Genomic DNA, 24662 nt, shown 5'->3' on the forward strand with positions numbered 1-24662 from the left:
CCGCCGTTCCGGACGACTCAGCCCCGGGCCAGCGCCACGAGGTCGTCCATGGTGCCGTTGAACAGGTTCTGGTCGATCGGGGTCGACGTGTGCTGCCAGATCGTGTGCGCCGACCAGCGGTGCGGCAGCGGGCCCACGCTCTCGGCGTAGCGGGCCACCCACACCGGGTTCGTCGCGGTGAAGTCACCGAGGCGGCCCGTGCACAGGTCCCACCACGTGGTGGACGTGTAGATCATCGGCCAGCGGCCGGTGCGGAAGTGGTAGGTCTCGCTGAACTGGCGCATCCACCCGACCATCGCCTCGGGCGCGAGGCCGTAGCACTTGTCGTCGCCGTACGGGTTGTACTCGACGTCGAGGGCGCCGGGCAGCGTGCTGCCGTCGGCGACCCAGCCGCCGCCGTGGTCGACGAAGTAGTTCGCCTGCGCCGCGCCGTCGGACTTGTCGGGCAGCGCGAAGTGGTACGCGCCGCGGACCATGCCCACCTGGTGCGAGCCGCCGTACTGCTGGCCGTACTTCGGGTTGACGTAACCGGTGCCCTCGGTGGCCTTGACGTAGGCGAACCGCATCCCCTGGCCCCACCAGTGCGGCCAGTCGACGTCGCCCTGGTGGCTGCTCACGTCCATGCCGGGGACCGTCGGGCCGGTGAGCACGAGCTCGTCCGCGTCGACCGGGTTCGCGGCCTCGTGCTTGGCGATCTGCGAGCCCGCGGCGTGGTCGGCGGACCCCTCGGTGCGCGGCTCGGCCCCCGTGGCCGGCACGTGCAGGGCGGCGAGGCAGAGGAGCACCACCGCCGACGCGGTCGTGCGGGACGGCCACTCGTGGGATCGCGCCGGCATTGGACTTCCTCCCCGTCACCCCGCCTCGGCGGAGCCGTGCTCGACTGGGCGACTCGCGGCGGCTCGGCGCCGACTCGCGGCCGTGGTTTTCTGCTCGAACGGCTACCACCACTCGTGCCAGGACAACCTGAAGATGTTGTTTCCACCTGAACGAATGACAGAAGCCGTCTTTCGCGGCACGCCGCGTGATCAATTGGTGTGCGTGGGTGACGATCAATTCCTCGACCGCTGGGGAAAGCCGGCATGAAGTGCCACTTCCGAGGGCACTCACCCGGTGAGCGCGACGCACGGAAGGTGAGAACCATGACCTCGACCCCAGTGGATTGGGAGCCGTTCATCGAGTCACTGCACGAGGCGGCCGGCCTGTGGGACCGCGGCCTCGCGGTCCGGGCCAGTCGGCAGCAGGTCGACGAGGACGTCGACGCGGACCCGCCGCGGGTCGTGCCGATCACCGAGGCCGAGGCGGAACGGCTGATGAGGGCCGTGGCGTTCCTCGCGCGGCGGCTGAGCGTGGCCGCCGAGTGCGTCGTCTACGTGACCGCCGAGTCGAGGCTGGAGCCCGCCGAGGGCGATCCCGGGGCACAGGCCGACGCGTTGTCGCTGACCGCGCTGCACGCCGCCGCGATGCGGCACGCGGCCGACCTCGCCAGCGCCGCCTTCACCCGTACCGACGTCCACCCCGACGCCGCGTAGCACAACCCTGAGTAGAAACGTCCACGAACGGGTGAACAATGCCGGGTTAAACGTCGGACCGCCATTGTCCGTACGTTGCGGTGAACCCGACTCGACGGCGTTTCCGCCGCCCGTCCGAGCGTAACTCCCCAGTCATGCGCACCGCGTCCCTCGCGAAACTCATCGGCCTCTGCCTGGTGGCCGGGTTGCTGCTCGCCGGGATGGCGATCCCGGTCGTCGGCGCCGTCGGTCTGGTGTCCAACCGGATGAGCGACCACGTCGCGGCCACCACGGTCGACATGCTGGACTCGCCGCCTCCGTTGATGACGACGATCACGGACAAGGACGGCGTCCCGTTCGCCTACCTCTACGACCAGTACCGCGTGCTCACGCCGCCGGACAAGATCGCGCAGGTGATGAAGGACGCGCTGGTGTCCGCCGAGGACCGCCGGTTCTACGAGCACCACGGCGTCGACTGGCTGGCCACGCTGCGCGCCGCGCTGCGCAACCAGTCCGAGGGCAGCACCACGCAGGGCGCGTCCACGATCACGCAGCAGTACGTCAAGAACCACCTCGTGCACGTGCTGGAGCGGGAGGACGTCAGCGGGCAGAAGAAGGCGCAGGAGCAGACGATCGCCCGCAAGCTGCGCGAGGCGCGCATCGCGGTGCACGTGGAGTCCCAGCTCAGCAAGGACGAGATCCTGTCGCGGTACCTGGACGTGGTCCCGTTCGGCGGCACGATCTACGGGATCGCGGCGGCGTCCCAGGCGTACTTCAACACCACGCCGGACGTGTTGACCGTGCCGCAGGCGGCGATGCTCGCCGGGATGGTGAACAGCCCGACGTTCCTCGACCCGGAGGCCCGGCCGGACAAGGCGGTCGAGCGGCGGAACATGGTCATCGACCTGATGGTGGAGAACGCCAAGCTGTCGCACGAGCAGGCCGAGGTGCACAAGCGCGCGCCGCTGGGCCTGGCCACGCCGGTCCGTCCACTGTCGACCGGGTGCGTCGGGTCCGGGGTGGAGTTCGGGTTCTACTGCTCGTTCGTGGTCAACCACCTGACCCGCAACGGCTATTCGTTGAACGAGTTGAAGGTCGGCGGCTACACGATCCAGACCACTCTGGACCGCGACCTCACGCGGCAGGCCAAGCAGGCGGCCGAGGCGCAGGTGCCGAAGACGACGGAGGGCATCGCGAACACGGCGGCGGTCGTGCGGCCGGGCAAGGAGCGGCACCAGGTGGTGGCGCTGGCGGCCAACCGGGACTACGGGCTGCACAAGGACCAGTTCCAGACGCAGTTCGACCTGCCGAGCGCGGTGGAGAACAAGTTCGGCGCGGGGTCGGTGTACAAGGTGTTCACGGCCGCGGCGGCGTTGGAGAAGGGCGGGCTCGGGATCGAGAGCATCGTCGAGTCGCCCGGTTCGCACAGCTCGCGCGTGTTCCGCGGTGGCGCGCCGGGGTGTCCGGGCACCGGCGAGCCGTTCACGTACTGGTACTGCCTGCGCAACCACGACGGCAGCTACCCGCCCCGGATGCCGTTGAAGGAGGCGTTGGCGACCTCGCCGAACACGGCGTTCGTGATCCTGGAGGAGCGGGTCGGGTTGGACGCGGTGGTCGACATGGCGTACCGGCTGGGGATGCGGGACACGTTGATGACGAACATCGCGGGCGTGCCGCCGGACCCGAAGTCGAAGCAGAAGGAGCTGCGGGTGACGCAGGCGGACTTCTACAAGAAGGCCGGGAACGCGTCGTTCACGCTCGGCCCGGCGCCGGTCAGCACGCTGGAACTGGCGAACGTCGCGGCGACCCTGATGTCGGGCGGCGTGTGGTGCCCGCCGACCCCGATCATGAAGATCACCGACCGGCACGGCAAGGACGCGGGGTACGCCGACCAGCCGTGCGAGCAGGCCGTGGAGGAACCGTTGGCGAACGCGCTGGCGGTGGGGCTGAGCGAGGACGACCAGGGTCGCGGCACGGCCGCCGCGGCGGCGAAGGAGTTCGGGTGGACCCGACCGGCGCTCGGGAAGACCGGGACGACGGAGGAGTACAAGTCCGCGGCGTTCCTGGGTGCGACGGCCGACTACGCCGGGGCGGTGCAGGTGTTCAACGACAGCACGTCGCCACGCGGCATCTGCGTGAAGGCCGGGCCGCCCCGTTTGTGCGGTGAGGGTGACATCTACGGCGGCACCCTGCCCGCGAAGACGTGGTTCGACTTCATGACCAAGGCCCACGCCACCCTGCCGGAGAAACCCCTGCCCCCAGTGGAACCGCGCTACCTTCGCCCCTGACGCGGAGCCGCCCACGCCATCGCCACCCGCCCCAGCCACCCGCCCCAGCCACCCGCCCCAGCCACCCGCCCCAGCCACCCGCCGTCACTCTATCGGGGTGATCATCGCCCGATAATGTACGGAAACACTGTTACCGCACCTCGGTTGATATGACCGAGCGCCGAACCACCCCACCCCCCACCGCCACCACCCGGACCCCACCCCGGAAGCCCGCCTGCACCGCCAGTCCCACGAACAACGCCCACGGCTCCCGAGCCGGCCCCAGCAACGGCGACGCCACCCCGTACCCGACGAACATCGCCGGCACGACCCGCCTGCTGCCCCACCGCGCCACCCACTGGCCGACGAGCAGCATCTCGACTACGAGAACCCACTGGTGCGCCGAGCGACGTCAAACCCCACGTCGTCGCTCAGCTCCGCAGCGGCACGGCACGGGCACCCCAGCGTCAGCGTCAGCGTCAGCGTCAGCGTCAGCGTCAGACGAGCCTCACCTCCACCCCGGCCTCGCGAATCCGACTCACCTCCTCCTCCGGCGCGTCGGAGTCGGTGACCAGCACGTCGATCTCGTCCACCGGGCACACCCGCCCGAACGCGGTGCGCCCGAACTTCGAGCTGTCGATCGCCGCGATCACCCGCGCCGACGCCTCGACCGCCGCCTTCTTCACCGCACCCTCGGCCAGGTCGTGCGCCGACACACCGTTGCGCGCGCTCAGCCCACAGCTGCCGAGCACCATCGTGTCGAACCGCATCACCTCGAACGCGTGCTCGGTCAACGGCCCGACGAACGCCAGCTCACCGGGCCGGATGTCGCCACCCGGCAGCACCATCCGCACCTGCTCCGCACCCCGCAGCTCGTCCGCCGAGTGCAACGACAGCGGCAGCACGGTCAGCCGCCGGTCGATCAGCCGCCGTGCCACCTCCACCGTGGTGCTGCCGCCGTCGAGCACCACGGTCTCGCCGTCGTCCAGCAGACCGGCGACCGCGCCACCGATCCGCCGCTTCGCCTCCAACCGGTGCCGCGACCGTGCCGCATAAGGCGTCTCCTCCCCCGTCAACATGCTCACCGCCGCACCGCGCACGCGCCGGAGCAGCCCTTCCCGCTCCAGCACGTCGAGGTCGCGCCGCACCGTCATCTCCGACGTGCCCACCAGTTCCGCCAGGATGCCGACGGACACCCGCTCGCCGCCCTGCAAGCGGTGGAGGATCTTCTCGTGACGCCAGGACACGTCCATGACGTTCATTTGAACACCGGGAATGTTCGGTGGTCAACACCCTGGCGGGTGATGGGACGATCCGGTAGGACTTGGCACCGGTGCCGTTTGGTATAGACCACTGGAGGATCGCATGACGACCGAGCCCGTGACCGACACCGACTACGGCGACGTCGTGCGCACCCACCTCACCAGGGTGGAGCAGCAGAACGCGGCGGCCTTGGACGACGTGGCCGAACTGGTGCTGGCGAGCGTCCGCGCGGACGGCATGGTGCTCACGGCGGGCGCGGGCCACTCCCTCGCCGCCGTCGCCGAGACGTTCTACCGCGCGGGCGGCCTCGCCTGCGTCCGCCCGATCTACCACCCCGAACTGCTGCCCATGCACGGCGCGGTGAGCAGCACGTCCGCCGAACGCCGCTCCGGCCTCGCCGCCGAGGTGCTGCGCGAAGCCGGCCTGGCCGCGCACGACGTGCTGTTCGTCTTCTCCACCTCCGGCGTGAACCCCTACCCGGTGGAACTGGCCGTGCTCGCGGCGGACGCCGGCTGCCCCGTGGTCGCGGTGACGTCGGTCGCGGCGAGCGCGCTCGCACCGCGCCGCGCGGGCACCACGCTCGCCGAGAACGCCACCGTGGTGCTCGACAACATGGTGCCGCCCGGCGACGCGACCTACCCCCTCGCGAACCCCGTCACCGCCGCCGTGTCCACGATCGCGACCGCGTTCCTGTGGAACCTGCTGATGGTGCGCCTGTTCGACAAGGCCGCCGAGGCGGGCGTGCCGCTGCCCCTGTGGCGCAGCGCGAACGTCGAGGGCGGCGACGCGGCCAACGCCGACCTGCTGCGCAAGTACCAGACGCGGGTGCCTCAGCTGGGCTGAGTCGGCTTTCACGAATTCTCCACACGTCCGAGTTAATCTCCGGACGCCAAGGGGGGAATTCGTGAACAAGAGGACGAAGCGCTGGGTGTTGGCAGGTGGGGGCGCCGCGGCGGTCACGGCGATCGTCGCGGGCGTGCTGGTGCTGTGGTCGGGCGACGAGCCCGCGGCCAGGGAGAAACCCGAAGGGGTGACTCCGGGCGTCGTCGCCCAGCAGTTCTTCACCGCGATGACGTCCGGCCAGGCGGGACAGGCGGCGGCGGTCACCGACGCGGCGGACGCGGCCGGCGCGGTGATCGCCCGCACCCAGCAGGGCATGCCGGGCGCGTCGTTCCAGGCGCAGCTCGGCCGGCTGCCGCAGGTCGCCGACGGCGTCACGACGGCCGAGGTGGACGCGAACGTCACGTGGACGTTGCCGGGCGGCGTGCCGCTCAAGTACGTGACCAAGGTCGAGCTGCGGCTGGTGGACGACCGGTGGCGCGTGCACTGGTCGCCGTCCGTGCTGCACCCGCAGCTCGCCGAGGGCCAGAGCCTGGCCTACACCACGACGCCCGCGGACGGCGAGCTGTTCGACCGCACGGGTCGGCCGGTGCCGCCGGACTTCGCGCCGGTGGTGATGAACTCGGTGCGCCAGGCCGTCGGCACGTTGAAGGGCACGCCGGGGTGGCAGGTCGCCGTCGTGGACGCGGCCGGCACGGCGGTCGCCGTGCTGCAGGAGCAGAAGGCGCAGGCCGCGCGGTCGATGACGGTCACGCTGGACCCGAAGACGCAGGCAGCCGCGCAGGCCGCGGTCGACCAGGTGGGCGGACTGCAGGCGATGCTGGTGGCGGTCCAGCCGTCGACCGGCGAGATCCTGGCGGTGGCGCAGAACGCGGCCACCGGGAACGACCCGCTCGCGCTCTACGGCCGCTACGAGCCGGGGTCGACGTTCAAGGTCGTCACGGCGACGGCGGCGATGACCGGTGGCCTGGCGACGGCCGACACGCCGGTGGCGTGCCCGGGCAAGGCGACCATCGGCACCCGGCAGATCACCAACGACGACTCGTTCGAGCTGGGCACGGTGCCGTTGCACCGGGCGTTCGCGGCGTCGTGCAACACCAGCTTCAGCCAGCTCGCGGCGAGCATGCCCGCGACGGCGCTGCCCCAGGCCGCCGCGTACTTCGGGCTGGCGTCGGACTTCACGGTCGCGGGCATCACCACGAACACCGGCAAGATCCCGCCCGCCGAGTCCGTGCCGGCCAGGGTGGAGGCGGGCATCGGCCAGGGCGAGACGCAGGCGACGCCGTTCGGCATGGCGCTGGTCGCGGCCACGGTCGCCAACGGGCGCACGCCCGTGCCGCAGCTGATCCGGGAGATCCCGACCGAGGGCCAGGCGCCGGCGGCGTTGCCCGGTGGGGTGGCGGGCGCGTTGCGTTCGATGATGGGCGAGGTCGTCACCAGCGGCACGGCGCGCGAACTGGCCGGCTACGGGGCCGTGCGCGGCAAGACCGGCACCGCCCAGTTCGGTGACGGCACGCGGTCGCACGGCTGGTTCATCGGGTACCGGGGCGACCTGGCGTTCGCCGTGCTGGTGGTGAACGGCGGCTCGTCCAAGGTCGCGGTGGCAGCCACCGGCACGTTCCTCGGCGGGCTCTAGAGGCACATTCCGGGCGGCGCGTGGTCACGACGCGTGCCGGGGCGGCGCGTGGTCACGACGCGTGCCGGGGCGGCGCGTGGTCACGGCGTCGCCTGGTCAGACGGCGGTCTCCAGGTCCGCGGCAGGCGCTTCGTCGAACTGCGTGCGGTACAGCTCGGCGTAGCGCCCCTCGGCCGCCAGGAGTTCGGCGTGCGTGCCGCGTTCCACCACGCGCCCGGCCTCCACGACCAGGATCTGGTCGGCCGCGCGGATCGTCGACAGCCGGTGCGCGATCACCACCGCCGTCCGGCCGCGCAACGCCTCGGTCAGCGCGACCTGCACAGCGGCCTCCGACTCGGAGTCCAGGTGCGCGGTCGCCTCGTCCAGGATGACCACGCGTGGCCGGGCCAGCAGCAGCCGGGCGATGGTGAGCCGCTGCCGTTCGCCGCCGGAGAGCCGGTAGCCGCGCTCGCCGACCACGGTGTCGAGGCCGTCGGGCAGTGATTCGACGAGGTGGTCCAGGCGCGCGCGGCGCAACGCGTCCCACAGCTCGTCCTCGGTCGCCTCCGGTCGCGGGTAGGCCAGGTTCGCGCGGATCGTGTCGTGGAACAGGTGACCGTCCTGGGTGACGACGCCGACGGTCTTGCGGATCGAGTCGAACGCCAGCTCGCGCACGTCCACACCGGACAGCCGGACCGCGCCCGAGTCGGTGTCGTAGAGCCGCGGGAGGAGTGAGGCGATGGTCGACTTGCCCGCGCCGGACGACCCGACGAGCGCCACGAGCTGACCGGGCTCGGCGCGGAAGCTGATGCCGTGCAACACCTCCTCACCGCCGCGTGTGTCCAATGTGGCCACTGATTCCAATGAGGCCAGTGAGACCTTGTCCGCCGCCGGGTAGGCGAACCGGACGTCGTCGAACTCGACGGACACCGGACCCTCTGGCACGCGGCGCGGTTGGTCCGGTTCGGCGATCATCGGCTTGAGGTCGAGGACTTCGAAGACGCGTTCGAACGACACGAGTGCGGTCATCACGTCGACCCGCGCGTTGGCGAGGGCGGTGAGCGGCGAGTAGAGGCGGGTCAGCAGGAGCGCGAGCGAGACGACGGTGCCCGCGGCCAGGTCGCCGGTCAGCGCGAGGTAGCCGCCGAGGCCGTAGACCAGGGCTTGGGCGAGGGCGGAGACCAGGGTCAGGCCGGTCATGAACCAGCGGGTCGCCATCGCCGTGCGGACGCCGATGTCGCGGACGCGCGCGGCCCGTTCGCCGAACTCGGCGCTCTCGGCCTCCGGTCGGCCGAACAGCTTCACCAGCGTCGCGCCCGGTGCGGAGAACCGCTCGGTCATCTGGGTGGTCATGCCCGCGTTCAGGGTCGAGGCTTCGCGTTGGAGGTCCGCCATCCGGTAGCCCATGCGCCGTGCGGGGATCACGAAGACGGGCAGCAGCACGAGGGCGAGCGCGGTCACCTGCCACGAAAGGGTGAACATCACGCCTAGGGAGAGCCCCAGTTGGATGACGTTGGTGACGACGCCGGAGAGCGTCGAGGTGAACGCCCGCTGCGCGCCGATCACGTCGTTGTTCAGCCGGCTGACCAACGCGCCGGTGCGCGTTCGGGTGAAGAACGCGATGGGCATGCGCTGCACGTGCTCGTACACGGCTCGCCGCAGGTCGTGGATGAGGCCTTCCCCGATCCGCGCCGACTGCCACCGCTCGACCAGCCCGAGTCCCGCGTCCACCACCGCGATGACGGCGATCACCACGGCCAACCAGACGACGACGGACACGTCCCGACCGCCGACGATGGCGTCCACCACGCGTCCCGCCAACACCGGCGTGCTGACCGCGAGCACCGCCGACACGACCGTGAGCAGCAGGAACACGACCAACTTCGCCCGGTGCGGCCCGGCGAACCCCAACACCCGCCGAAACGTCCCGCGCCGCACCGCCGTCGGCGCGTCCGACGCCCGCATCGCGCTGCGCATCAAACCCCAGGATCCGTCCACGACAGACGGTAACGCCCCCAGCCCGCTCGACGTTCCCGTTCGGGCGGGGCGACTCACGTCGGGGAAGCGTTTGCGACCCAGGCGGGGCCGCGGAGTCCGTCATGACGGGGGCGGTGCAACGAGGGCCCGGCACACGCTCCGGCTGCGGCCGGGCGCGGCTGGGCACCGGCGAGGCTGGGCACCGGCGAGGCTGGGCACCGGCAAGGCTGGCAGCGGGCCGGAGTGTGGCAGCGAGGGCTGCGGCGTGCAGCGTGGCAGCGGTGGTGGGGTGGCGGCGGTGGTGGTGGCGAGGCGGGGTGTGGCAGCGAGGCGGGCTGGTTCGGGGCTCGGTCATATCAACCGATGTACGAGAACAGTGTTTCCGTACATTTTCGGCCCGATCTCACCCGATCGTGTTCGGCCTCGCGTCAGCCCTGGCCGCCGATCAGGGCGGTCAGTTCGGCGAGTCGGCGCAGCTGCGCCTCACGCTCGGCCCGCAACTGCTCCTCCTCCGACGCACCGTCCGCCGCCGACGCCAGCAGCGCCAACGCCTCCCGCACGGCACCGGGCATCGGCTGCAGCACCTGGCCGACCAACGCGTCGACCGCACCGTCCAACCCGTCCACGGGCACGACGGAGTTCGCGAGACCGATCCGCAACGCCTCCTCGGCGCCGACCCGCCGTCCCGTCAGGCAGATCTCGGCCGCGCGCGAGTACCCGACCAGGCGCACCAGGGGCAACGTGCCGCCGAGGTCGGGCACCAGGCCGAGCGACGTCTCGGCCATGCAGAACTTGACGTCGTCGGCGGCCACGCGGAAGTCGCACGCCAGGGCGAGCTGGAAGCCCGCGCCGATCGCGTGCCCGCGCACCGCGGCGATCGTCACCCGAGCCGGGTCGCGCAGCCAGCGGAAGCCCTCTTGGAACTCCGCGATCAACGCGGCGCCTGCTTCGGGTCCCCGTCGCGTGATCTCCGGCAGACCCGGTTCGCCCTCCACCGGGGCGCCCGTGAACATGCGCCGGTCGAGCCCGGCGGAGAAGGCACGACCGGAACCCCGGACGACCACGACGCGGACGTCCGGGCCCAGCTGTTCACCGATCGTCCGCAACGCCACCCAGGTCGACGGCGTCTGTGCGTTGAGCACGTCGGGACGGTCGAGCGTGATCGTCGCGCGCGATCCGTCCACGACGAGCCGCACGCCTCCGCGTTCCAGCAGGTCGGCGTCGATGGTGGTCGGTGCCGACATGCGCGAACCTCCGGGTTTCGTCAGACGCCGTCTCTCCCCGACGCCATGTGTTACCGGAGGGTAGCTTACTTCTTCTTCGTGCGGGTGGCGCCACCGCGACCGCGCAGCTGCACACCGGACTCGCTGAGAACCCGGTGCACGAAGCCGTAGGAGCGCCCGGTGGACTCGGCCAACGCCCGGATGCTCGCGCCCTTTTCGTACTTCTTCTTCAGGTCAGCGGCCAGCTTGTCCCGCGTGGCGCCGGTGATCCGGGCGCCCTTCTTCAGGTCAGCCACCTTGTCCCGCCTTCCGTAGACAGCAGGTCGGGCCTTCGAAAGCCCCTGTCGTCGCAATGATCGAACACGGAGACCAAGAACGCCAGGTGATCAAGCGAAATGATCTGCGAGCGGTCGTCTGATCACGCAGAGTCGATCAGTGCTCACGTTCGGGTGAGAGAGGCGAAACCCGTTGCCTCAGGCCAACTGCACGAGCTCCAGGTACTCCTGGGACCAGTGGTCCTCGGTGCCGTCGGGCAGCAGGATCACCCGCTCGGGCTCAAGGGCCTCCACCGCACCGGGGTCGTGCGTGACCAGGACGACCGCGCCCTCGTACCGCCGCAGCGCGTCGAGCACCTGCTCGCGGCTGGCCGGGTCGAGGTTGTTCGTCGGCTCGTCGAGCAGCAGCACGTTCGCCGCGCTCGACACCAGGCCGGCCAGCGCCAACCGGGTCTTCTCGCCGCCCGACAGCGTGCCGGCGGGCTGGTCGAGCTGCTCACCGCTGAACAGGAACGTGCCCAGCAGCGAACGCAGCTGCTGCTCCGGCGTGTCCGGCGCGGCGTGGCGGATGTTCTGCCACACCGTGGCCTCGTGGTCGAGCGTCTCGTGCTCCTGGGCGAAGTACCCGAGCTTGAGGCCGTGGCCGGCGATCACCTCGCCGCTGTCCGGGCGTTCCATCGAGCCGATCAGCCGCAGCAACGTGGTCTTGCCGGCGCCGTTCAGCCCGAGGATGACCACGCGTGAACCGCGGTCGATGGCCAGGTCGACGCCGCTGAAGACCTCCAGCGAGCCGTACGACTTGCTCAGGCCCTCCGCGGTCAACGGCGTCCTGCCGCACGTCGCCGGCTGCGGGAAGCGGATCTTCGCGACCTTGTCCGCCTGGCGGGTGTCGTCCAGGCCGGACAGGAGCTTCTCGGCACGGCGGGCCATGTTCTGCGCGGCGACCGCCTTGGTGGCCTTCGCGCGCATCTTGTCGGCCTGCGCCATGAGCGCGCCGGCCTTCTTCTCCGCGTTCGCGCGCTCACGCCGGCGACGCTTCTCGTCGGCGGCGCGCGCTTCGAGGTACTTCTTCCAGCCCATGTTGTAGATGTCGACCTCGCCGCGCGTCGCGTCGAGGAACCACACCTTGTTGACCACGTCGTCGAGCAGCTCGACGTCGTGGCTGATCACGACCAGGCCGCCCTCGTGCGACTTGAGGAACCCGCGCAGCCACGCGATCGAGTCGGCGTCGAGGTGGTTCGTCGGCTCGTCGATGAGCAGGATCGTGCTGGACTTCGTGCCGACACCGCCCTCGGAGGCGGCGAACAGGATGCGGGCCAGCTCGACGCGGCGGCGTTGACCGCCGGACAGCGTGCGCAGCGGCTGGGCGAGCACGCGGTCGGCCAGGCCGAGGTTGGCGCAGATGCGGGCGGCTTCGCTCTCGGCCGCGTACCCGCCGAGGGCGGCGAACCGCTCTTCGAGGCGGCCGTACTTGCGCACGGCGGCCTGCAGCTCGGCGTCGTCGACCAGCTCCGCCATCGTGGACTGCATCTTCTCCATGTCGCGGAGCAGCTGGTCCAGGCCGCGCGCGGACAGCACGCGGTCCTTCGCGATGACCGACAGGTCGCCCTCGCGCGGGTCCTGCGGCAGGTAGCCGAGCTCGCCGGCGCGGCGGATCTCGCCCGCGTACGGCTGGCCCTCGCCCGCGAGGACGCGCAGCGACGTGGTCTTGCCCGCGCCGTTGCGGCCGACGAGGCCGATGCGGTCGCCCGCCTGGACGCGAAGGGTGGCGTCGGACAGCAGGATGCGCGAGCCCGCGCGCAACTCGAGATCGGTTGCGGTGATCAAGTTCTACTCCGGGTGTGTGGTCATGCGAGGTCAACGGCGCGGCTGGCGCGGGACCTACTCGATCAGGATGACCACGAGCCCCAGTCTACGGGGTGGGCGCCACTGGATCAGCAGTGTGTGTCCACCGGCATACATTGCCCGGTATGACTTCGGACTTCACGGGCAGGGCGGCCCTGGTCACGGGCGCCAGTCGGGGTATCGGGCACGGCATCGCGCTGGAGCTGCTGTCGCGCGGCGCGTCGGTGGCGATCACGTCGCGCAAGGCGGAGGCGGTCACGGCGGCGGCCGAGTCGCTGGCGACCGCGGCGGGTGTGTCACCCGATCGCGTGCTGGCGGTGCCGGGGAACGCGGGCAACCCCGACGACCGCGCGCAGGCCGTCGAGTCGACCGTGGAGCGGTTCGGGCGGCTGGACGTGCTCGTGAACAACACCGGCATCAACCCCGTGTTCGGCGCTCTGATGGATGCGGACCTCGACGCGGTGCGGAAGATCTTCGACGTCAACGTGGTCGCCGCGCTCGGGTTCGTGCAGCTGGCGTGGAAGGCGTGGATGCAGGAGCACGGCGGCGCGGTGGTGAACATCGCGTCGGTGGGCGGGATCCGGTCGACGGGGGTGATCGGGGCGTACGGGGCGAGCAAGGCGGCGCTGATCCGGTTGACGGAGGAGCTGGCGTGGCAGCTGGGGCCGAAGGTGCGGGTGAACGCGGTCGCGCCGGCGGTGGTGAAGACCCGGTTCGCCGAGGCCCTGTACACGGGACGTGAGGAGGACGCGGCGGCCCGATACCCGATGAAGCGGCTCGGGACGCCGGAAGACGTCGCGCGGCTGGTCGCGTTCCTGGCTTCGGACGCCGCCGAGTGGATCACCGGGGAGACCGTGCGCGTGGACGGCGGGCTGCTCGCCACCGGCTCGTTGGCGTAGGGCGGCGGCACGGCGGGTCGACTGGTCGAAGGCGGACGACGGCGGGGCTCATGACGGACGAGCCCTGCCGTTGGTGTCGGCGGGTGGTGGGAGCAGCGCGTGGTGGGGTCGGCCGGCAACGGGGCGGCGGGTGGGGTGGGTCGACGACCGGGCGGCGCGTGGCGGGTGGGGTCGGGCGGTGGGTCGTGGGGATCGCGGTCAGCGGGTGGTTCGCAGGGGTTCGGTGCCGGTGGATTGGGCCGTGGTGCCGGGGCTCGTGGTTCTCGTGGTCGTGGACGTCGTTGTTGGGAACGTCGTCGTCCCGGTGGAGCTGGGGCTGGTCGTGGTGACGGTGGAGCCGGGTCTGGTCGAGGTGGTGTTGGGGGTCGTGGACGCCGGGAGCTCCGACGACGAGGCGCCGCCGTCCGTGGTCGTGGGGCTGGGCCGGGTCGGGCTGCTCGTGGTGGGGATCGGCGGGCCCGCCGGGCTGTTGTCGTCCTGGCTCGGGGGCTGGTTCAGGGCGAAGGCGACCACCACCGCGACCACGGCGGTGCCGGTGCCGGTCGCGGCCACGGCGTAGGTGCGCCGACGGCGTTTGACGGCGGTGCCGCGGTGGACGATGTCCACTGCCCCGAACGTGCGTGGCTGCGGCTTGATGTTCAGTTGTTCGAACGTCTTCCTCAGCTCGTCCTCAAGCACCGCGCGACACCTCCTGCCACAACTCGCCGAACTCCGGTCCCAGCCTCTGCCTCAACGCCTTGAGGCCGCGGCTCGTGTTGCTCTTCACCGTGCCCACCGAGCAACCGAGGGCCGCGGCCGTCTCCTCCACCCCCATGTCGTGCCAGTACCGCAGCACGAGCGTCGCCCGCTGCTTCGCGGGCACGGCGCTCAACGCCTGCCACACCACCAGCCGGTCCTCGCTCAACTCCCCCGCCTCCGGCACCTCCGGCATCGCGTCGGTGAGCTTCTCCCGTTTCCACCGCACCCGGCGGCGCTCGGCCAGGAACGTGCGCACCACGATCTGCCGGAGGTAGCCGTCCAGCCCGTCGCGCTGCACCAGCTTCGGCCCGGCCAGGTAGAGCTTGAGGAACGCGGACTGCACCACGTCTTCGGCCTCGTGGTGGTTGCCGCACAACAAGAACGCGGTGAAGCGCATCGAGTCGGCACACCGGTCGAAGTAGTGGGTGAACTCCGCGTCCCAGCTCACGCCGTCAGCGCCTCGTGGTGGCCGTCGAGGTCGGCAGCGGCGTCGGCTGCGGCGGCCTCGTCGTCGTGGTCGTCACCGGGAACGACGCGCCCGGCGACGTGGTCACCACGGTCGTGGTCACCGGCGGCTGGGACGAGGTCGGTTCCGGGCGCAGGGTGGTCGTCGTCGGCCACGGCCCCGGGCTGGTGCTGATCGGCGGCTGGGTGACCGTCGACTGCGGCGTGGTCTCGATCGGCGGGGTCGACGTCGGCGAGGTCGCGATCGGAGACGTGCTGACCGAGGTGGCGGGGGGCTTGGTCGTGGTCGACGCGGGCGCTTCGTCGCCACCGCCGGACGCCAGCGCGGTCCCGGCCACGGCGATACCGCCGAGCACGACGGCCCCTGCCGCCAGCACGAGTCGTTTGCGCAGCAAGACTGCTCCTCGGGTTCGTGAGGCCACCGCGGTTCGGCGCCCCCTCACCCTTATCAATGCGGTCGGGTGCGGCCGGGGTTGTCACGAGTTCTCGGGACTTTCCCGGACCACGACCTCCACCGCCCGCGCCCGCGCGGCGGCCTCGTCCAGCACCGCCCGCCGAGGCTCCGGCACGTCCAACACGCGCGGCGACGCCAACGCGAACACCTGGCCCAGCCGAGGGTCACCCCGCAGGGTGTCCAACGCCTGACGGTCACCACCGAGCACGACCGCGTCCAGCTCACCGAGCCGAGGCGCCAACACCCTCACCGCATCGTCCGCCGCCGCCTGGAGCGCGACCCGCGCCTGTCCCTCCCGACGCCGCGCGAACCGCTGCTGCGACCACCCGCCCGCCTTGTTGCGCCCGTGCACCTGACGGCTGTCCGTGGTCGACACCACCACGACGCCGTCCTGAGCCACCCCGATGCTGTGCCCGCCGAGCCGCACCAGCAGCAGCCCGATCCGACGCGACACCAGCGCATACGCCAGCAACGCGTCCAGCACCAGACCTTCAGACTCACCCTGAGGGGTGAATTCACCGAACGCGGCCGACACCGAGGCCGTAGCCCCGTCCACCGCCGTGACCAGGCAACGACGAGGCGTCACGGAGGTCGAGACCACCCCGCCGTGGCGCGCGGCGAACCGCGAGAACCACCCGTCCAGGCGTTCGGGCGGCACCTCGACCGCCCGGCCGCCGCCGGAGACCGGGCGGACCTTGGTCACGGCGGCGCGGCGTTCATGCCGGCGCGACCGCGACCCAGACCGGCAGCGGGTGCCCGCACTCGGCGGGCGAGAGCCGCTGCACGGCGCCGAACCCGGCGTCTGCCAGCGACGCGGAGATCTGCTCGGGCGACAGCACGCGGTGCCGGGTCGACACGGTGTTCGCCACTTCCCACGTCTCCGCGCCGCGCACCAGCCGCACGACCTCCAAGGCGTAGGACTCGCCGTCGGCCGCCCAGTCCCACAGCTGCACGGTCACCTGCCGCTCCGGACCGCGCCCGGACACCTTCGGCGGCGGCGCGGTGGGCCGGAGCCGACCGAGCTTGTCCAGCTCGGGCACGGCGGCGACGAACAGGCCGCCGGGCCGCAGCGCCTGACGGGCCAGCAGCAGCGCCTGGTCGAGCGCGTTCTCGTGGGCCAACCGGGGCAACAGGTCGTCGCCCGCGCGGACCACGTCGACGGGCGGCCCGCCGTGGTGGGGCACGACGTCGAGCAGGTCGAGCACCACGTGGTGGCCGGCGCCGAGCACGGCGGCGGCGACCTCCGTCAACGGGTCCTCCGGCAGGGGCACCAGGTCCTGGGCGGCGGTCACCGGGCACACAGTAGGCCCAACGGATCAACGACCGCCAACGGCGTGTGGCCGCCGGGGCGTGGGACGAGGGCTCCGCGCGCGGGTCGCACAGCAGCCCCGAAGGGGCCGACGCCACGACCCCGAAGCCGCCGTTGCACAATGTTACCGGCGGGTTTACAAAGGGGAGAGCACGGATGTTCACCACTTGACAGAACGATGCCCATCCCAGTGAACTCGTAACCCGTACGGCCCAATCAATGACTCCACCTGGAAGGCACCAACGCCCTGCGTTGGCGGGTAGGGTCACTGGGGCGTGATCTCATGACAGCGGGGAGTCACAATGACCAACGCTGCCGGTCGACCCAACCTGTCCGTCGACGAACTCGACTCGACGGGCCACGGCAGTCTTGCGCAGCTTCTCACCACGGGACCGTTCCCCGAGGCGCTGAGAGCCGCGATCAAAGCGAGCAGGCTGAGCCTCGACCGCATCCAGCACCGGCTCGCGCTGCGCGGGGTCACCATCAGCGTTGCGACGCTGAGCTACTGGCAGTCCGGCCGGCGCCGACCCGAGCGACCCGAGTCGCTGGAGGCGCTGCGCCACCTGGAGACCGTGCTCGGCGTGCCGCAGGCCGGCCTGTCGGCGCTGCTCGGTCCGCCGCGCCCGCGTGGCAGGCGGTCCCGACCGACGACGATGATGCCGATCGACGCGCTGTGGGCGCGTCGTGAGCGGGTGGCGAACCTGCTCACCAAGGTGGACACGTCGTCGGACGTGAAGCTGGGCCGGATCAGCCAGCACGACCGGATCGAGATCGCCGCGGACGGCGGTCAGCGCTCGGTGTGGGTGCGCCAGATCCTGCGCGCCGAGCAGGACGGCCCGGACCGGTGGGCGCTGGTGTTCGAGACCGAGCAGGCCAACGTGCTGCCGCAGGTGGTGAACCTGCGCAACTGCCACCTCGGTCGCGTGGTCGAGGACACCGAGGCCAACATCATGGCCGCGGAGATGATGTTCGACCGACCCCTGACCAGGGGCGAGACCATCATCATGGAGTACGAGCTGCTGTTCGCCGAGGGTCACTACCCGGCGGGCAACAACACGTTCGCCCGCAAGTTCCGGCTGCCGGTGCGCGAGTACGTGATCGAGGTGCGGTTCGACCAGTCGAACCTGCCCGCCCGCTGCCAGCAGTTCAGCGTGCCCGCCGGCGACGACACCCCGTCCCGGCGTCGCAACCTGGCCCTGGACGCGGCGGGTGGCGTGCACGCCGTGGCGCTCGGTTTCGGGCCCGGCGTGTTCGGCATCCGCTGGGAGTGGCCGAAGTAACACGTGAACAAAAGGGCCCCGGGAGCGCGCTCCCGGGGCCCTTCTCGCACTCGGGCGAACCCTAGACGTAACCGTTGATCTTCAACGAGACCGAGCGGATCGAGCCGCGGTCGGACGAGGCGCCGTCCGCGACCTTGAAGGTCCACGTGCCGTCCACCGGCTCGGCCAGCAGCGCGCCGAGCGGGGTGGTGGGCCGCCACGTGCCGGTGAACGGCGCCAACGCGCTGGTCACCGACGAGAACGGCTGCGCGGCGGTGTCGTCGAACACGACCTGGCACAGGTTGTTGCCCCCCGCGCCGTTGCGCTGGAACACCGTGGCCGTCGCCCCGGACGGCGAGGTCAGCGTGCCGACCAGGTCGCCGACGAACGAGTGGTCGATGCCGACCGTGGTCGCACCCGTCGTCGAGCTGCAGGTGTCGCCGTCGACGGAGAACACGATCCTGGAGCCGCGGCCGATGCCGCTGACCGGGATCTCCACCGAGACGCCGGTGGCGTCGTTGTCCGGGATGGCCACGACCGGCCCGGCGTAGGCGAACGTCTTCGTGTCGCGGGACGGCTCGCCGACGTTGAGCGTGAACGCGCTCGTGGTCGGCGAGGTGGAGCCCGCGAACGTCACCCGGGCGTCCAGCCGGACGGCCGAGCCGACGCCCATCGACGCGGGCACGGTCACCTTGAACGTGTTGGTGACCGTCTGGCCGACCTCGACGTTGCCGTAGGACTTCGACCGCGGCGCGATCGTCACGCCAGCGGTGGGCGTGGTGAGCACGAGGCTGGTCGACGCGGCCGTGCCGTCACCGGAGTTGACCACCGGCACGGTGACCGTGGCCGTGGTGCCCGGCTTGAGGTACTGGCTGCCGTCGGCGTCGTTGACCACGGACGGCTTCGCCGCCTTCGCCAGCGGCTGCGGCGAGGCGCCGGTGTAGGCCAGCACCAGGTCGGCGCGCACGACGCCCGCGCCGGTCCGGTTGTCCGCGCCCGCTTCGGCGATGTCGATCGCGGTGGCGGTCATCGCCTCCCGCACCTCGGCGGGCGACAGGCCGGGGTTGCCGGACAGCACCAGGCCCGCGATGGCCGCCGCGTTCGGCGCGGACGCCGACGTGCCGAAGAACGGGTTGAAGCCGGTCACGCTGGTCTGCACGCCGTCCGCCGCGGTCAGGTCCGGCTTCTGCCTGACCTCCTCGCGCGGGGTGCCGTCGGGCGCGAAGAACACCCGGCGCGGACCGTCCGAGGTGAACCGCTCGGGCTTCTGCGTGCCGTCGAACGCGTTCGGGAACGGGCCGCGCGGGTTGGCCGGGTCGCCCGGCTCCAGGTCGAACGGCAGCGGGTTGTTCGCCGGCGCCGCCGCCACGCTGATCGCGCCCTTGGCCGCGGAGTGGCCCCGGGTCACGCCGGGCGTGGCGAACTTCTTGAGCCCGTCGGAGGAGTCCTTGAAGCGACCGCCCAGCGCGGTCAGCGCCAGGTACTTGTCCTCACCGCGGAACTTGACCACGGCCAGCCGCAGGCCGAACGCGGACGCCGGCGTGTTGAGCCGCTCGTACGGGTCCTGGCTGCCGTCCTGCACGCCCTGGCTGAACGCCACCACGTTGCCCTGCGAGTTCGCCAGGTACAGGTCGTAGTCGTTGAACGACGAGGTCAGCGGGTCGGACCAGAACAGCGTCACGGGCACGTTGCCCGAGCTGTCCGACAGCGGGTTGAACACCTGCTTGGCGTCCGGCGAGGGGTTGAAGTCGTGCGCGGTGCCGGCGAACTTGCCGACGCCGACGCCGGAGTCGACGAACTGGCCCTCCCAGTGGCCCGAGGTGCCGTCGGCGACGTTGCCCTCGTTGCCGGCGGAGGAGAAGAACAGCGCGCCGTCGGCGGTGACCGCGTCCACGGCCTGCGCGATCACGCCGTCCTGGAACGGCGACTCGTTGAAGTAGAGGATGTCGTCGACGATGACGTCGCAGCCCAACTGGAAGCGCAGGGCGCGGATGTTGTCGGCGAAGCTCGCGTCGCCGTTGACGGCCGTGGCGAAGCCGAGGCTCGCGTTCGGCGCGATGTCGTGGAGGATCTCCAGCATCGCGGTGCCCTCGTTGCCCGTGCCCTCCTGGCCGGCCAGGACCTCGACGGTGGCGGGCAGCTCGCCGGCGGTCTGCGAGAGCCTCAGCGAGTCGACGCCGTCCGACAGCGCGCACAGCTTCACGCCCGTGCCGGTGACGCGGAAGTCGTCCCGGGCGGTGTCCGCGGCGTGCGCCCGGTCCCCCTCGCCGGTCCGGATCGCCTGCGGCGCGATCAGGGCCTCACGGGTGCGGGCCTCGATCTCCCTGGCCTTGTCCTCCTTGGAGGGCGCCGGGTCGGCCTTGCGGTCCCGCTGGTTGAAGGTCTTGTACTCCACCGCGGTCTCCACGCGGCGGACGTCGCCGCGGGCGGAGAGCTTCGTCAGCGAGCCGAGCGGCAGCTGGGCGCGGACCGTCCGACCCTCGGTGGAGACCGAGCGGATGGCGCCGCCGGCGGCCTTCACGGCGGCCACCAGGTCGTCGGTGACCTTGAACGCGCGGATGTCCACCACGACGGTGTTTCCGCTGTGGACCTTCACACCGGTCTGGAGGGCGGGGAGCTTGCTGAACGTGGTGGCGTTCGACCGGCGGCGCTGCTCGACGACGAGCGCGCTGTCCACTTTGGACTCGGCTTCGGTGAGGGACCGCTTGATGTCCTGCAGCGCGGCGATCTGCGCCGCGGTCTTGTCCTCGACGCCCTTGGACGCCTTGGTCGGATCGGCGGAGGCGGGCGACACCGCGCTCAAGGTCAACAGCACCGCGGCGCCCGCCGCGATCAGGGCGTTTCTTCGCAAACGACGTTTCGGTGAGCGCACAGGCGTCTCCCCCAGATCGTGCGTGCCCCCGACGCACGCGGCCTGCGGTCGGATGTCTCCGGCCGAGGGGTCAACGTATTGCGCACGGACAAGTACCGTCTGCCACCGTTCGGCCTACTTCTCAGACGGTAGATCCATCACATTTCACAGTACAAAAGCATCTGTCCACAGCTGACCGGTTCGTCCGGACAGTGCGTCGAGCAGCGCCGCCGCCTGGTTGTCGGTGAGCGAGGCGATGAAGTCGACCACCGCGCGGCCACGCGCCAGCGCCCGGACGGCGTCCGGGCCGGACGGCGTCTCCCCCGTCGCGCCGACCAGGACGGACGGGTCCGCGCGCGCCAGCGCCGCGTACTCCTCGCCCGCCAGCTCGACCAGGTCGTGCAGCCGGCGCGGCAGCCGGTTCGCCTCGTGCCGGTCGGTGACCCACTGCTCCAACGCCTCGACCAGCGCCGTGAGCAGCCGCGCCTGGCCGCGCTGGTGCAGCGCCAGGTCGGGGCGCAGCAGCACGAACCGGCGGTGCACGAACTTCAGCACCTGCACCTCGTGCCACTGCGGCACGGCCAGCACCACGTGCCCGGAGCGGGTCGTGGGCTCCTCGACCACGCCGACCCCGTCGACCAAGCGGCGCGTCCAGCGGGCGGAGAACCCGGCCACGGCCTGCTCCGCCTCCACCGAACCGTCGAACGGGACCGCCAGCAGACCGTCGACCAGCTCGGCGCGCACCTTGGCCACGGCGTGCGCGAACGCGTCGTCGTGCACCGCCCACGAGTCCTTGGCGTGCAGGCGGCGGCGCAGCGCCTCCAGCGAGCGGCCCGGTCGGCGTTCCTGGGCGGCGAGGTCGGCGGCGCTCAGGCCTGCCAGCTCCACCGCGTGGTCCAGCCAGGTGTTCAGCTCCGTCGAGACGGCGGCGTGCTGGAGCACGCCCACGCGGTGGAAGTCCTCCAGGTCGTGGATGGCGTAGGCGATGTCGTCGGCCGTGTCCATGACCGACGCCTCGACCGTCTGCTGCCACGGCTCCAACCTGGCCGTGTAGAACGCGCGGGACTGCTCGACGTCGTCCAGCTCGGTGACGTAGGCGGAGAACTTGCTCGACCCCGTGCCCGGCCCGTCGGCGGGCTCCGCGGCGCCACGCGGCGGGGCGGGGAGGTCCCTCGGGTGCGGCTTCGGGTAGGACAGGCGCGTCCACGGGTACTTCAGCATCGCCGCGCGCACCGCCACCGTCAGGTCGAGCCCGACCGCCGCGGGTCCGCGCACGTCCGTCGTCGTGACGATGCGGAACGACTGGGCGTTGCCCTCGAACCCGTCCGACAGCCCGAACCGGTGCCGGGCCAGGCGGTCGAGGACCTGCTCGCCGAGGTGCCCGAACGGCGGGTGCCCCAGGTCGTGCGCCAACGAAGCCGCCTCCACCACGTCCGGGTCGCAGCCGCCGAGCTTGTCCAGCAGGTTCGTCACCTCGGCCCGGGTGTTGAGGCGCTCGGCGATGGCGCGGGCGGCCTGGGCCACCTTCAGGCTGTGCGTGAGGCGGTTGTGCACCAGCAGGCCGGACCCGGTCGAGCTGACGACCTGCGTGACCCCGCCGAGCCGGGCGAAGAACGGCGAGCTGGCCACGCGGTCGCGGTCGACGCGGAACGGGCTCGTGGCCAGGTCCGCTTGGACGGCGGCGGAGTTCCCGCCGGAGCGGCGCCGCGTTCGGGGGTCGGGCTCATGGTGCATGGTCGAAAAACTAGTCGCACCCGCGCCGCACGGCGCGTGACCGGTAGCGGCCACGGCCCGCCGCGCCCGGACGCGTTGCGCCATCTTGGGCGCCATGGGTGGATTCGCACACATGCAGGTGGACGGCGTGGAACCCGCGCTGCACCGCCTCACGGGCACCGGCGAGACGCTGGCCGCCACCTGGCGGGACGGGCAGTCCGGGCTGGTCGCGGGCGAGGCGGGCATCGGCGCGGACCCGTTGGGACAGGCGTTCCGCGCCGTCTACGACGCCGACGCCGCCAAGGTGCGCCAGGTCGCGGACCTCGTGCCGGAGCTGCTGCTGACCGACGGCCGGGTCGGTCACGACGCCGTGATCGACTACCTCGCCGCCGACGTGCGCTCCAGGGGCGCGTTCCCGGGTGGTGCCTGAGGTGGCCGTCCCCGAACCGACCTCCGAGCTGTGGACGCGCGCGAAGTCCATGGGCGCCACCTGGCCCCTGTCGAACGAGGAGACCGCGCACGCGCTGGCCGACAGCTGGCGGCGCACCGGCGCCGAGTACGGCAAGGCCGCCGAGCACACCCTGAACTCCGTGAACGCCGACTGGCCCGACGCGGCGGGCGCCGTGTTCACCGGCATGGTCCGGCACCACCTCCAGCGAGCCGGCACGACCGCCGCCGACATGGCCGAGCTCGCCCGACGTGCCGAGGTCTTCGGCAACGAGGTCGCCACCGCCAAGGACGCGATCGCCAAGCTCCTCGACGCCAACGCCGAGCGGTACGCGGGCATCACCGGCATCGGGGAAGACCTCCAGCGCAACGCGTTCGCCCAACAGCTCGCGGCCGAGGCCACCAAGCTGGTCGCCGAAGCCGCCGGGCGGATCACCGGCGGCCCGCCGGTCGGCCGGACACCCGGCCCGCCACCGGGCGCGACCCCGCAGGAGGTCCACACCTGGTGGCTGTCCCTGGGCCAGGGCGAGCGCGACGACATCGTGCGGAACAACCCCGACCTGGTCCGCAACCTCGACGGCGTCCCCGCCGAGATCCGCGACCAGGCCAACCGCGCCGTGCTCGACCGGGAGATCGCCGCGCTGCGCGCCGAACGGGACGGGCTCGCGGACGAGCTCAACCGCAACCCGGGCTTGTGGGAGCAGGAACACGAACGGCTCACCCAGCTGAACGACCAGATCGCCACCCTGGAGCGCTTCCGGCCGGGCGGCGACCTCGCCGGCGCCGACCCCGAGAACAAGGCCAACCGGTACTACCTGCTCGGCCTCGACACCGCCGACGACGGCAAGATCATCGTGTCGTACGGCAACCCGGACACGGCGCGCAACATCGCGACCTACGTGCCCGGCACCCTGGCCGAACTCGACCAGGTCGGCGGCGACATCGACCGGGCGAGGCGGATGGCCCTCTCCGCGGGCGAAGGGACCGCCGTGATCGCCTGGGTCGGCTACGACGCACCCGACAACATCTTCCCCGCCGCGGCGAGCCCGATCTACGCCGACAACGCCGAGCAGGCACTGGACCGGTTCCAGGACGGCCTGCGTGCGACGGACACCGGGGAACGGGCCCACCTCACCGTCGTGGGTCACAGCTACGGCACGACCGTGGTCGGGCAGACCGCTCGCGACCACGGTCTCAACGCCGACGACGTGATCCTCGTGTCGAGCCCCGGCGCGGGCACCCAGCACGTCAGCGAACTCAGGCTGGACGGGATCGACCCCTCCCAAACCGGACAGCACGTGCACGCCACGACCGCTCCGGGCGATCTGATCGGCCTCGCCAACCCGGAGTTCCCGGAGGAGAACCCGGACATCTTCGGAAATCGGCCACCGTCGCACGACCCGTTCCACGGCCGTGACCCGGCCAACCCGGACTTCGGCGCCCGGGTGTTCGACTCACCGCCGGACTGGGTGGGAGCCGACGGCGTCAGTCCCAACCCGCACAGCGCACCGCTCGAACAGGGCCATCCCGCGATCGACGAGATCGGTGCCATCATCGCCGGGGAACGCTGAAATGCCTCAAGGGGGCGCTCGGGATGAGCGCCCCCTTGAGGGAATGATTGTTCGGCGGCGTCCTACTCTCCCACACCCTCACGAGTGCAGTACCATCGGCGCTGGAAGGCTTAACTACCGGGTTCGGAATGGGACCGGGTGTT

22 protein-coding genes and 1 rRNA gene are annotated in these 24662 nt (G+C 71.5%); 9 read left to right on the top strand and 14 right to left on the bottom strand.

All coding sequences use genetic code 11. From position 1 onward, the window contains the following. Positions 1 to 17: 17 nt before the first annotated feature. Positions 18 to 836 carry a lysozyme gene (locus AB0H12_RS18770; RefSeq protein ID WP_499624091.1) on the bottom strand — a complete coding sequence of 273 codons (819 nt, stop codon included), beginning with the start codon at positions 834 to 836 and terminating at the stop codon, positions 18 to 20. A 303-nt stretch (positions 837 to 1139) separates the two neighbouring features. Here AB0H12_RS18770 and AB0H12_RS18775 point away from each other — a divergent pair, with 303 nt between their 5' ends. Beyond that, positions 1140 to 1529 carry a hypothetical protein gene (locus tag AB0H12_RS18775; protein WP_499624092.1) on the top strand — a complete coding sequence of 130 codons (390 nt, stop codon included), beginning with the start codon at positions 1140 to 1142 and terminating at the stop codon, positions 1527 to 1529. Between the two features lie 134 nt (positions 1530 to 1663). Then, the gene (locus AB0H12_RS18780; RefSeq protein ID WP_499624093.1) at positions 1664 to 3796 is read left to right on the top strand and encodes a transglycosylase domain-containing protein; all 2133 of its coding nucleotides are present in this window, start codon (positions 1664 to 1666) and stop codon (positions 3794 to 3796) included. Positions 3797 to 3926: 130 nt separating this feature from the next. Here AB0H12_RS18780 and AB0H12_RS18785 read toward each other — a convergent pair whose 3' ends face one another. Beyond that, complete coding sequence (locus AB0H12_RS18785; RefSeq protein WP_499624094.1) at positions 3927 to 4151, bottom strand: hypothetical protein; 225 nt, start codon at positions 4149 to 4151, stop codon at positions 3927 to 3929. A gap of 121 nt (positions 4152 to 4272) precedes the next feature. After that, complete coding sequence (locus tag AB0H12_RS18790) at positions 4273 to 5037, bottom strand: DeoR/GlpR family DNA-binding transcription regulator (protein ID WP_499624095.1); 765 nt, start codon at positions 5035 to 5037, stop codon at positions 4273 to 4275. A gap of 103 nt (positions 5038 to 5140) precedes the next feature. Between AB0H12_RS18790 and AB0H12_RS18795 the strand changes: the two genes are divergently transcribed. Both AB0H12_RS18795 and AB0H12_RS18800 read left to right on the top strand, forming a co-directional pair. Beyond that, on the top strand, positions 5141 to 5881 hold the full coding sequence (locus tag AB0H12_RS18795) for an SIS domain-containing protein (protein WP_498784232.1): 741 nt from the start codon (positions 5141 to 5143) through the stop codon (positions 5879 to 5881). Between the two features lie 61 nt (positions 5882 to 5942). Next, positions 5943 to 7514, top strand: a complete 1572-nt coding sequence (locus tag AB0H12_RS18800) for a penicillin-binding transpeptidase domain-containing protein (RefSeq protein WP_499624096.1) — start codon at positions 5943 to 5945, stop codon at positions 7512 to 7514. A gap of 96 nt (positions 7515 to 7610) precedes the next feature. Here AB0H12_RS18800 and AB0H12_RS18805 read toward each other — a convergent pair whose 3' ends face one another. The 4 genes from AB0H12_RS18805 to AB0H12_RS18820 all read right to left on the bottom strand — a co-directional run bounded on the left by AB0H12_RS18805 (position 7611) and on the right by AB0H12_RS18820 (position 12795). Next, the gene (locus tag AB0H12_RS18805; RefSeq protein WP_499624097.1) at positions 7611 to 9491 is read right to left on the bottom strand and encodes an ABC transporter ATP-binding protein; all 1881 of its coding nucleotides are present in this window, start codon (positions 9489 to 9491) and stop codon (positions 7611 to 7613) included. 407 nt (positions 9492 to 9898) lie between these two features. Next, the gene (locus AB0H12_RS18810; RefSeq protein ID WP_499624098.1) at positions 9899 to 10714 is read right to left on the bottom strand and encodes an enoyl-CoA hydratase/isomerase family protein; all 816 of its coding nucleotides are present in this window, start codon (positions 10712 to 10714) and stop codon (positions 9899 to 9901) included. A 65-nt stretch (positions 10715 to 10779) separates the two neighbouring features. After that, the gene (locus AB0H12_RS18815; RefSeq protein ID WP_015103570.1) at positions 10780 to 10989 is read right to left on the bottom strand and encodes a helix-turn-helix domain-containing protein; all 210 of its coding nucleotides are present in this window, start codon (positions 10987 to 10989) and stop codon (positions 10780 to 10782) included. Positions 10990 to 11166: 177 nt separating this feature from the next. Next, on the bottom strand, positions 11167 to 12795 hold the full coding sequence (locus AB0H12_RS18820) for an ABC-F family ATP-binding cassette domain-containing protein (RefSeq protein ID WP_499624099.1): 1629 nt from the start codon (positions 12793 to 12795) through the stop codon (positions 11167 to 11169). Positions 12796 to 12938: 143 nt separating this feature from the next. Between AB0H12_RS18820 and AB0H12_RS18825 the strand changes: the two genes are divergently transcribed. Both AB0H12_RS18825 and AB0H12_RS18830 read left to right on the top strand, forming a co-directional pair. Next, the gene (locus AB0H12_RS18825; protein WP_499624101.1) at positions 12939 to 13712 is read left to right on the top strand and encodes an SDR family oxidoreductase; all 774 of its coding nucleotides are present in this window, start codon (positions 12939 to 12941) and stop codon (positions 13710 to 13712) included. A gap of 271 nt (positions 13713 to 13983) precedes the next feature. Continuing rightward, complete coding sequence (locus AB0H12_RS18830) at positions 13984 to 14271, top strand: hypothetical protein (RefSeq protein ID WP_499624102.1); 288 nt, start codon at positions 13984 to 13986, stop codon at positions 14269 to 14271. A 111-nt stretch (positions 14272 to 14382) separates the two neighbouring features. On the opposite strand, the gene AB0H12_RS18835 is transcribed toward AB0H12_RS18830, so the two are convergent. The 4 genes from AB0H12_RS18835 to AB0H12_RS18850 all read right to left on the bottom strand — a co-directional run bounded on the left by AB0H12_RS18835 (position 14383) and on the right by AB0H12_RS18850 (position 16661). Beyond that, on the bottom strand, positions 14383 to 14898 hold the full coding sequence (locus AB0H12_RS18835) for a SigE family RNA polymerase sigma factor (RefSeq protein WP_499624103.1): 516 nt from the start codon (positions 14896 to 14898) through the stop codon (positions 14383 to 14385). A gap of 4 nt (positions 14899 to 14902) precedes the next feature. Further along, positions 14903 to 15310, bottom strand: a complete 408-nt coding sequence (locus tag AB0H12_RS18840; protein WP_499624104.1) for a hypothetical protein — start codon at positions 15308 to 15310, stop codon at positions 14903 to 14905. An 81-nt stretch (positions 15311 to 15391) separates the two neighbouring features. Further along, positions 15392 to 16072 carry an acVLRF1 family peptidyl-tRNA hydrolase gene (locus tag AB0H12_RS18845; RefSeq protein ID WP_499624105.1) on the bottom strand — a complete coding sequence of 227 codons (681 nt, stop codon included), beginning with the start codon at positions 16070 to 16072 and terminating at the stop codon, positions 15392 to 15394. 13 nt (positions 16073 to 16085) lie between these two features. Continuing rightward, positions 16086 to 16661, bottom strand: a complete 576-nt coding sequence (locus AB0H12_RS18850) for a hypothetical protein (RefSeq protein ID WP_499624106.1) — start codon at positions 16659 to 16661, stop codon at positions 16086 to 16088. Positions 16662 to 16980: 319 nt separating this feature from the next. On the opposite strand from AB0H12_RS18850, the gene AB0H12_RS18855 reads away from it, so the two are divergent. Then, positions 16981 to 17958, top strand: a complete 978-nt coding sequence (locus tag AB0H12_RS18855) for a helix-turn-helix domain-containing protein (RefSeq protein ID WP_077005242.1) — start codon at positions 16981 to 16983, stop codon at positions 17956 to 17958. Positions 17959 to 18019: 61 nt separating this feature from the next. Here the strand turns inward: AB0H12_RS18855 and AB0H12_RS18860 are convergent, their stop codons facing one another. Next, a complete protein-coding gene (locus tag AB0H12_RS18860; RefSeq protein ID WP_499624107.1) occupies positions 18020 to 20809 on the bottom strand; it encodes a S8 family serine peptidase in 2790 nt (929 codons plus the stop codon). Positions 20810 to 20953: 144 nt separating this feature from the next. Then, entirely contained in the window at positions 20954 to 22522 is a 1569-nt protein-coding gene (locus AB0H12_RS18865; RefSeq protein ID WP_499624109.1) for a deoxyguanosinetriphosphate triphosphohydrolase family protein, read from the bottom strand. A 94-nt stretch (positions 22523 to 22616) separates the two neighbouring features. Here AB0H12_RS18865 and AB0H12_RS18870 point away from each other — a divergent pair, with 94 nt between their 5' ends. Both AB0H12_RS18870 and AB0H12_RS18875 read left to right on the top strand, forming a co-directional pair. Continuing rightward, positions 22617 to 22931, top strand: a complete 315-nt coding sequence (locus AB0H12_RS18870) for a hypothetical protein (protein ID WP_499624110.1) — start codon at positions 22617 to 22619, stop codon at positions 22929 to 22931. Position 22932: 1 nt separating this feature from the next. Beyond that, positions 22933 to 24519 (top strand): WXG100-like domain-containing protein, encoded by a 1587-nt coding sequence (locus AB0H12_RS18875; RefSeq protein ID WP_499624111.1) that lies wholly within the window; start codon positions 22933 to 22935, stop codon positions 24517 to 24519. Between the two features lie 49 nt (positions 24520 to 24568). Here AB0H12_RS18875 and rrf read toward each other — a convergent pair. After that, positions 24569 to 24662, bottom strand: a 5S ribosomal RNA gene (rrf, locus tag AB0H12_RS18880); the annotation flags it as partial.

It is taken from the genome of Actinosynnema sp. NPDC023794 (genome assembly GCF_040639675.1).
GTDB lineage: Bacteria > Actinomycetota > Actinomycetes > Mycobacteriales > Pseudonocardiaceae > Actinosynnema > Actinosynnema luteola.

Excerpts from the sequence above, each read along its gene's own strand:
- AB0H12_RS18795 (WP_498784232.1), top strand. The coding sequence starts at position 5,141 with ATGACGACCGAGCCCGTGACCGACACCGACTACGGCGACGTCGTGCGC.
- AB0H12_RS18810 (WP_499624098.1), bottom strand. The coding sequence starts at position 10,714 with ATGTCGGCACCGACCACCATCGACGCCGACCTGCTGGAACGCGGAGGC.
- AB0H12_RS18865 (WP_499624109.1), bottom strand. The coding sequence starts at position 22,522 with ATGCACCATGAGCCCGACCCCCGAACGCGGCGCCGCTCCGGCGGGAAC.
- AB0H12_RS18790 (WP_499624095.1), bottom strand. The coding sequence starts at position 5,037 with ATGAACGTCATGGACGTGTCCTGGCGTCACGAGAAGATCCTCCACCGC.
- AB0H12_RS18870 (WP_499624110.1), top strand. The coding sequence starts at position 22,617 with ATGGGTGGATTCGCACACATGCAGGTGGACGGCGTGGAACCCGCGCTG.
- AB0H12_RS18780 (WP_499624093.1), top strand. The coding sequence starts at position 1,664 with ATGCGCACCGCGTCCCTCGCGAAACTCATCGGCCTCTGCCTGGTGGCC.
- AB0H12_RS18855 (WP_077005242.1), top strand. The coding sequence starts at position 16,981 with ATGACCAACGCTGCCGGTCGACCCAACCTGTCCGTCGACGAACTCGAC.
- AB0H12_RS18785 (WP_499624094.1), bottom strand. The coding sequence starts at position 4,151 with ATGCTGCTCGTCGGCCAGTGGGTGGCGCGGTGGGGCAGCAGGCGGGTC.
- AB0H12_RS18775 (WP_499624092.1), top strand. The coding sequence starts at position 1,140 with ATGACCTCGACCCCAGTGGATTGGGAGCCGTTCATCGAGTCACTGCAC.
- AB0H12_RS18825 (WP_499624101.1), top strand. The coding sequence starts at position 12,939 with ATGACTTCGGACTTCACGGGCAGGGCGGCCCTGGTCACGGGCGCCAGT.
- AB0H12_RS18770 (WP_499624091.1), bottom strand. The coding sequence starts at position 836 with ATGCCGGCGCGATCCCACGAGTGGCCGTCCCGCACGACCGCGTCGGCG.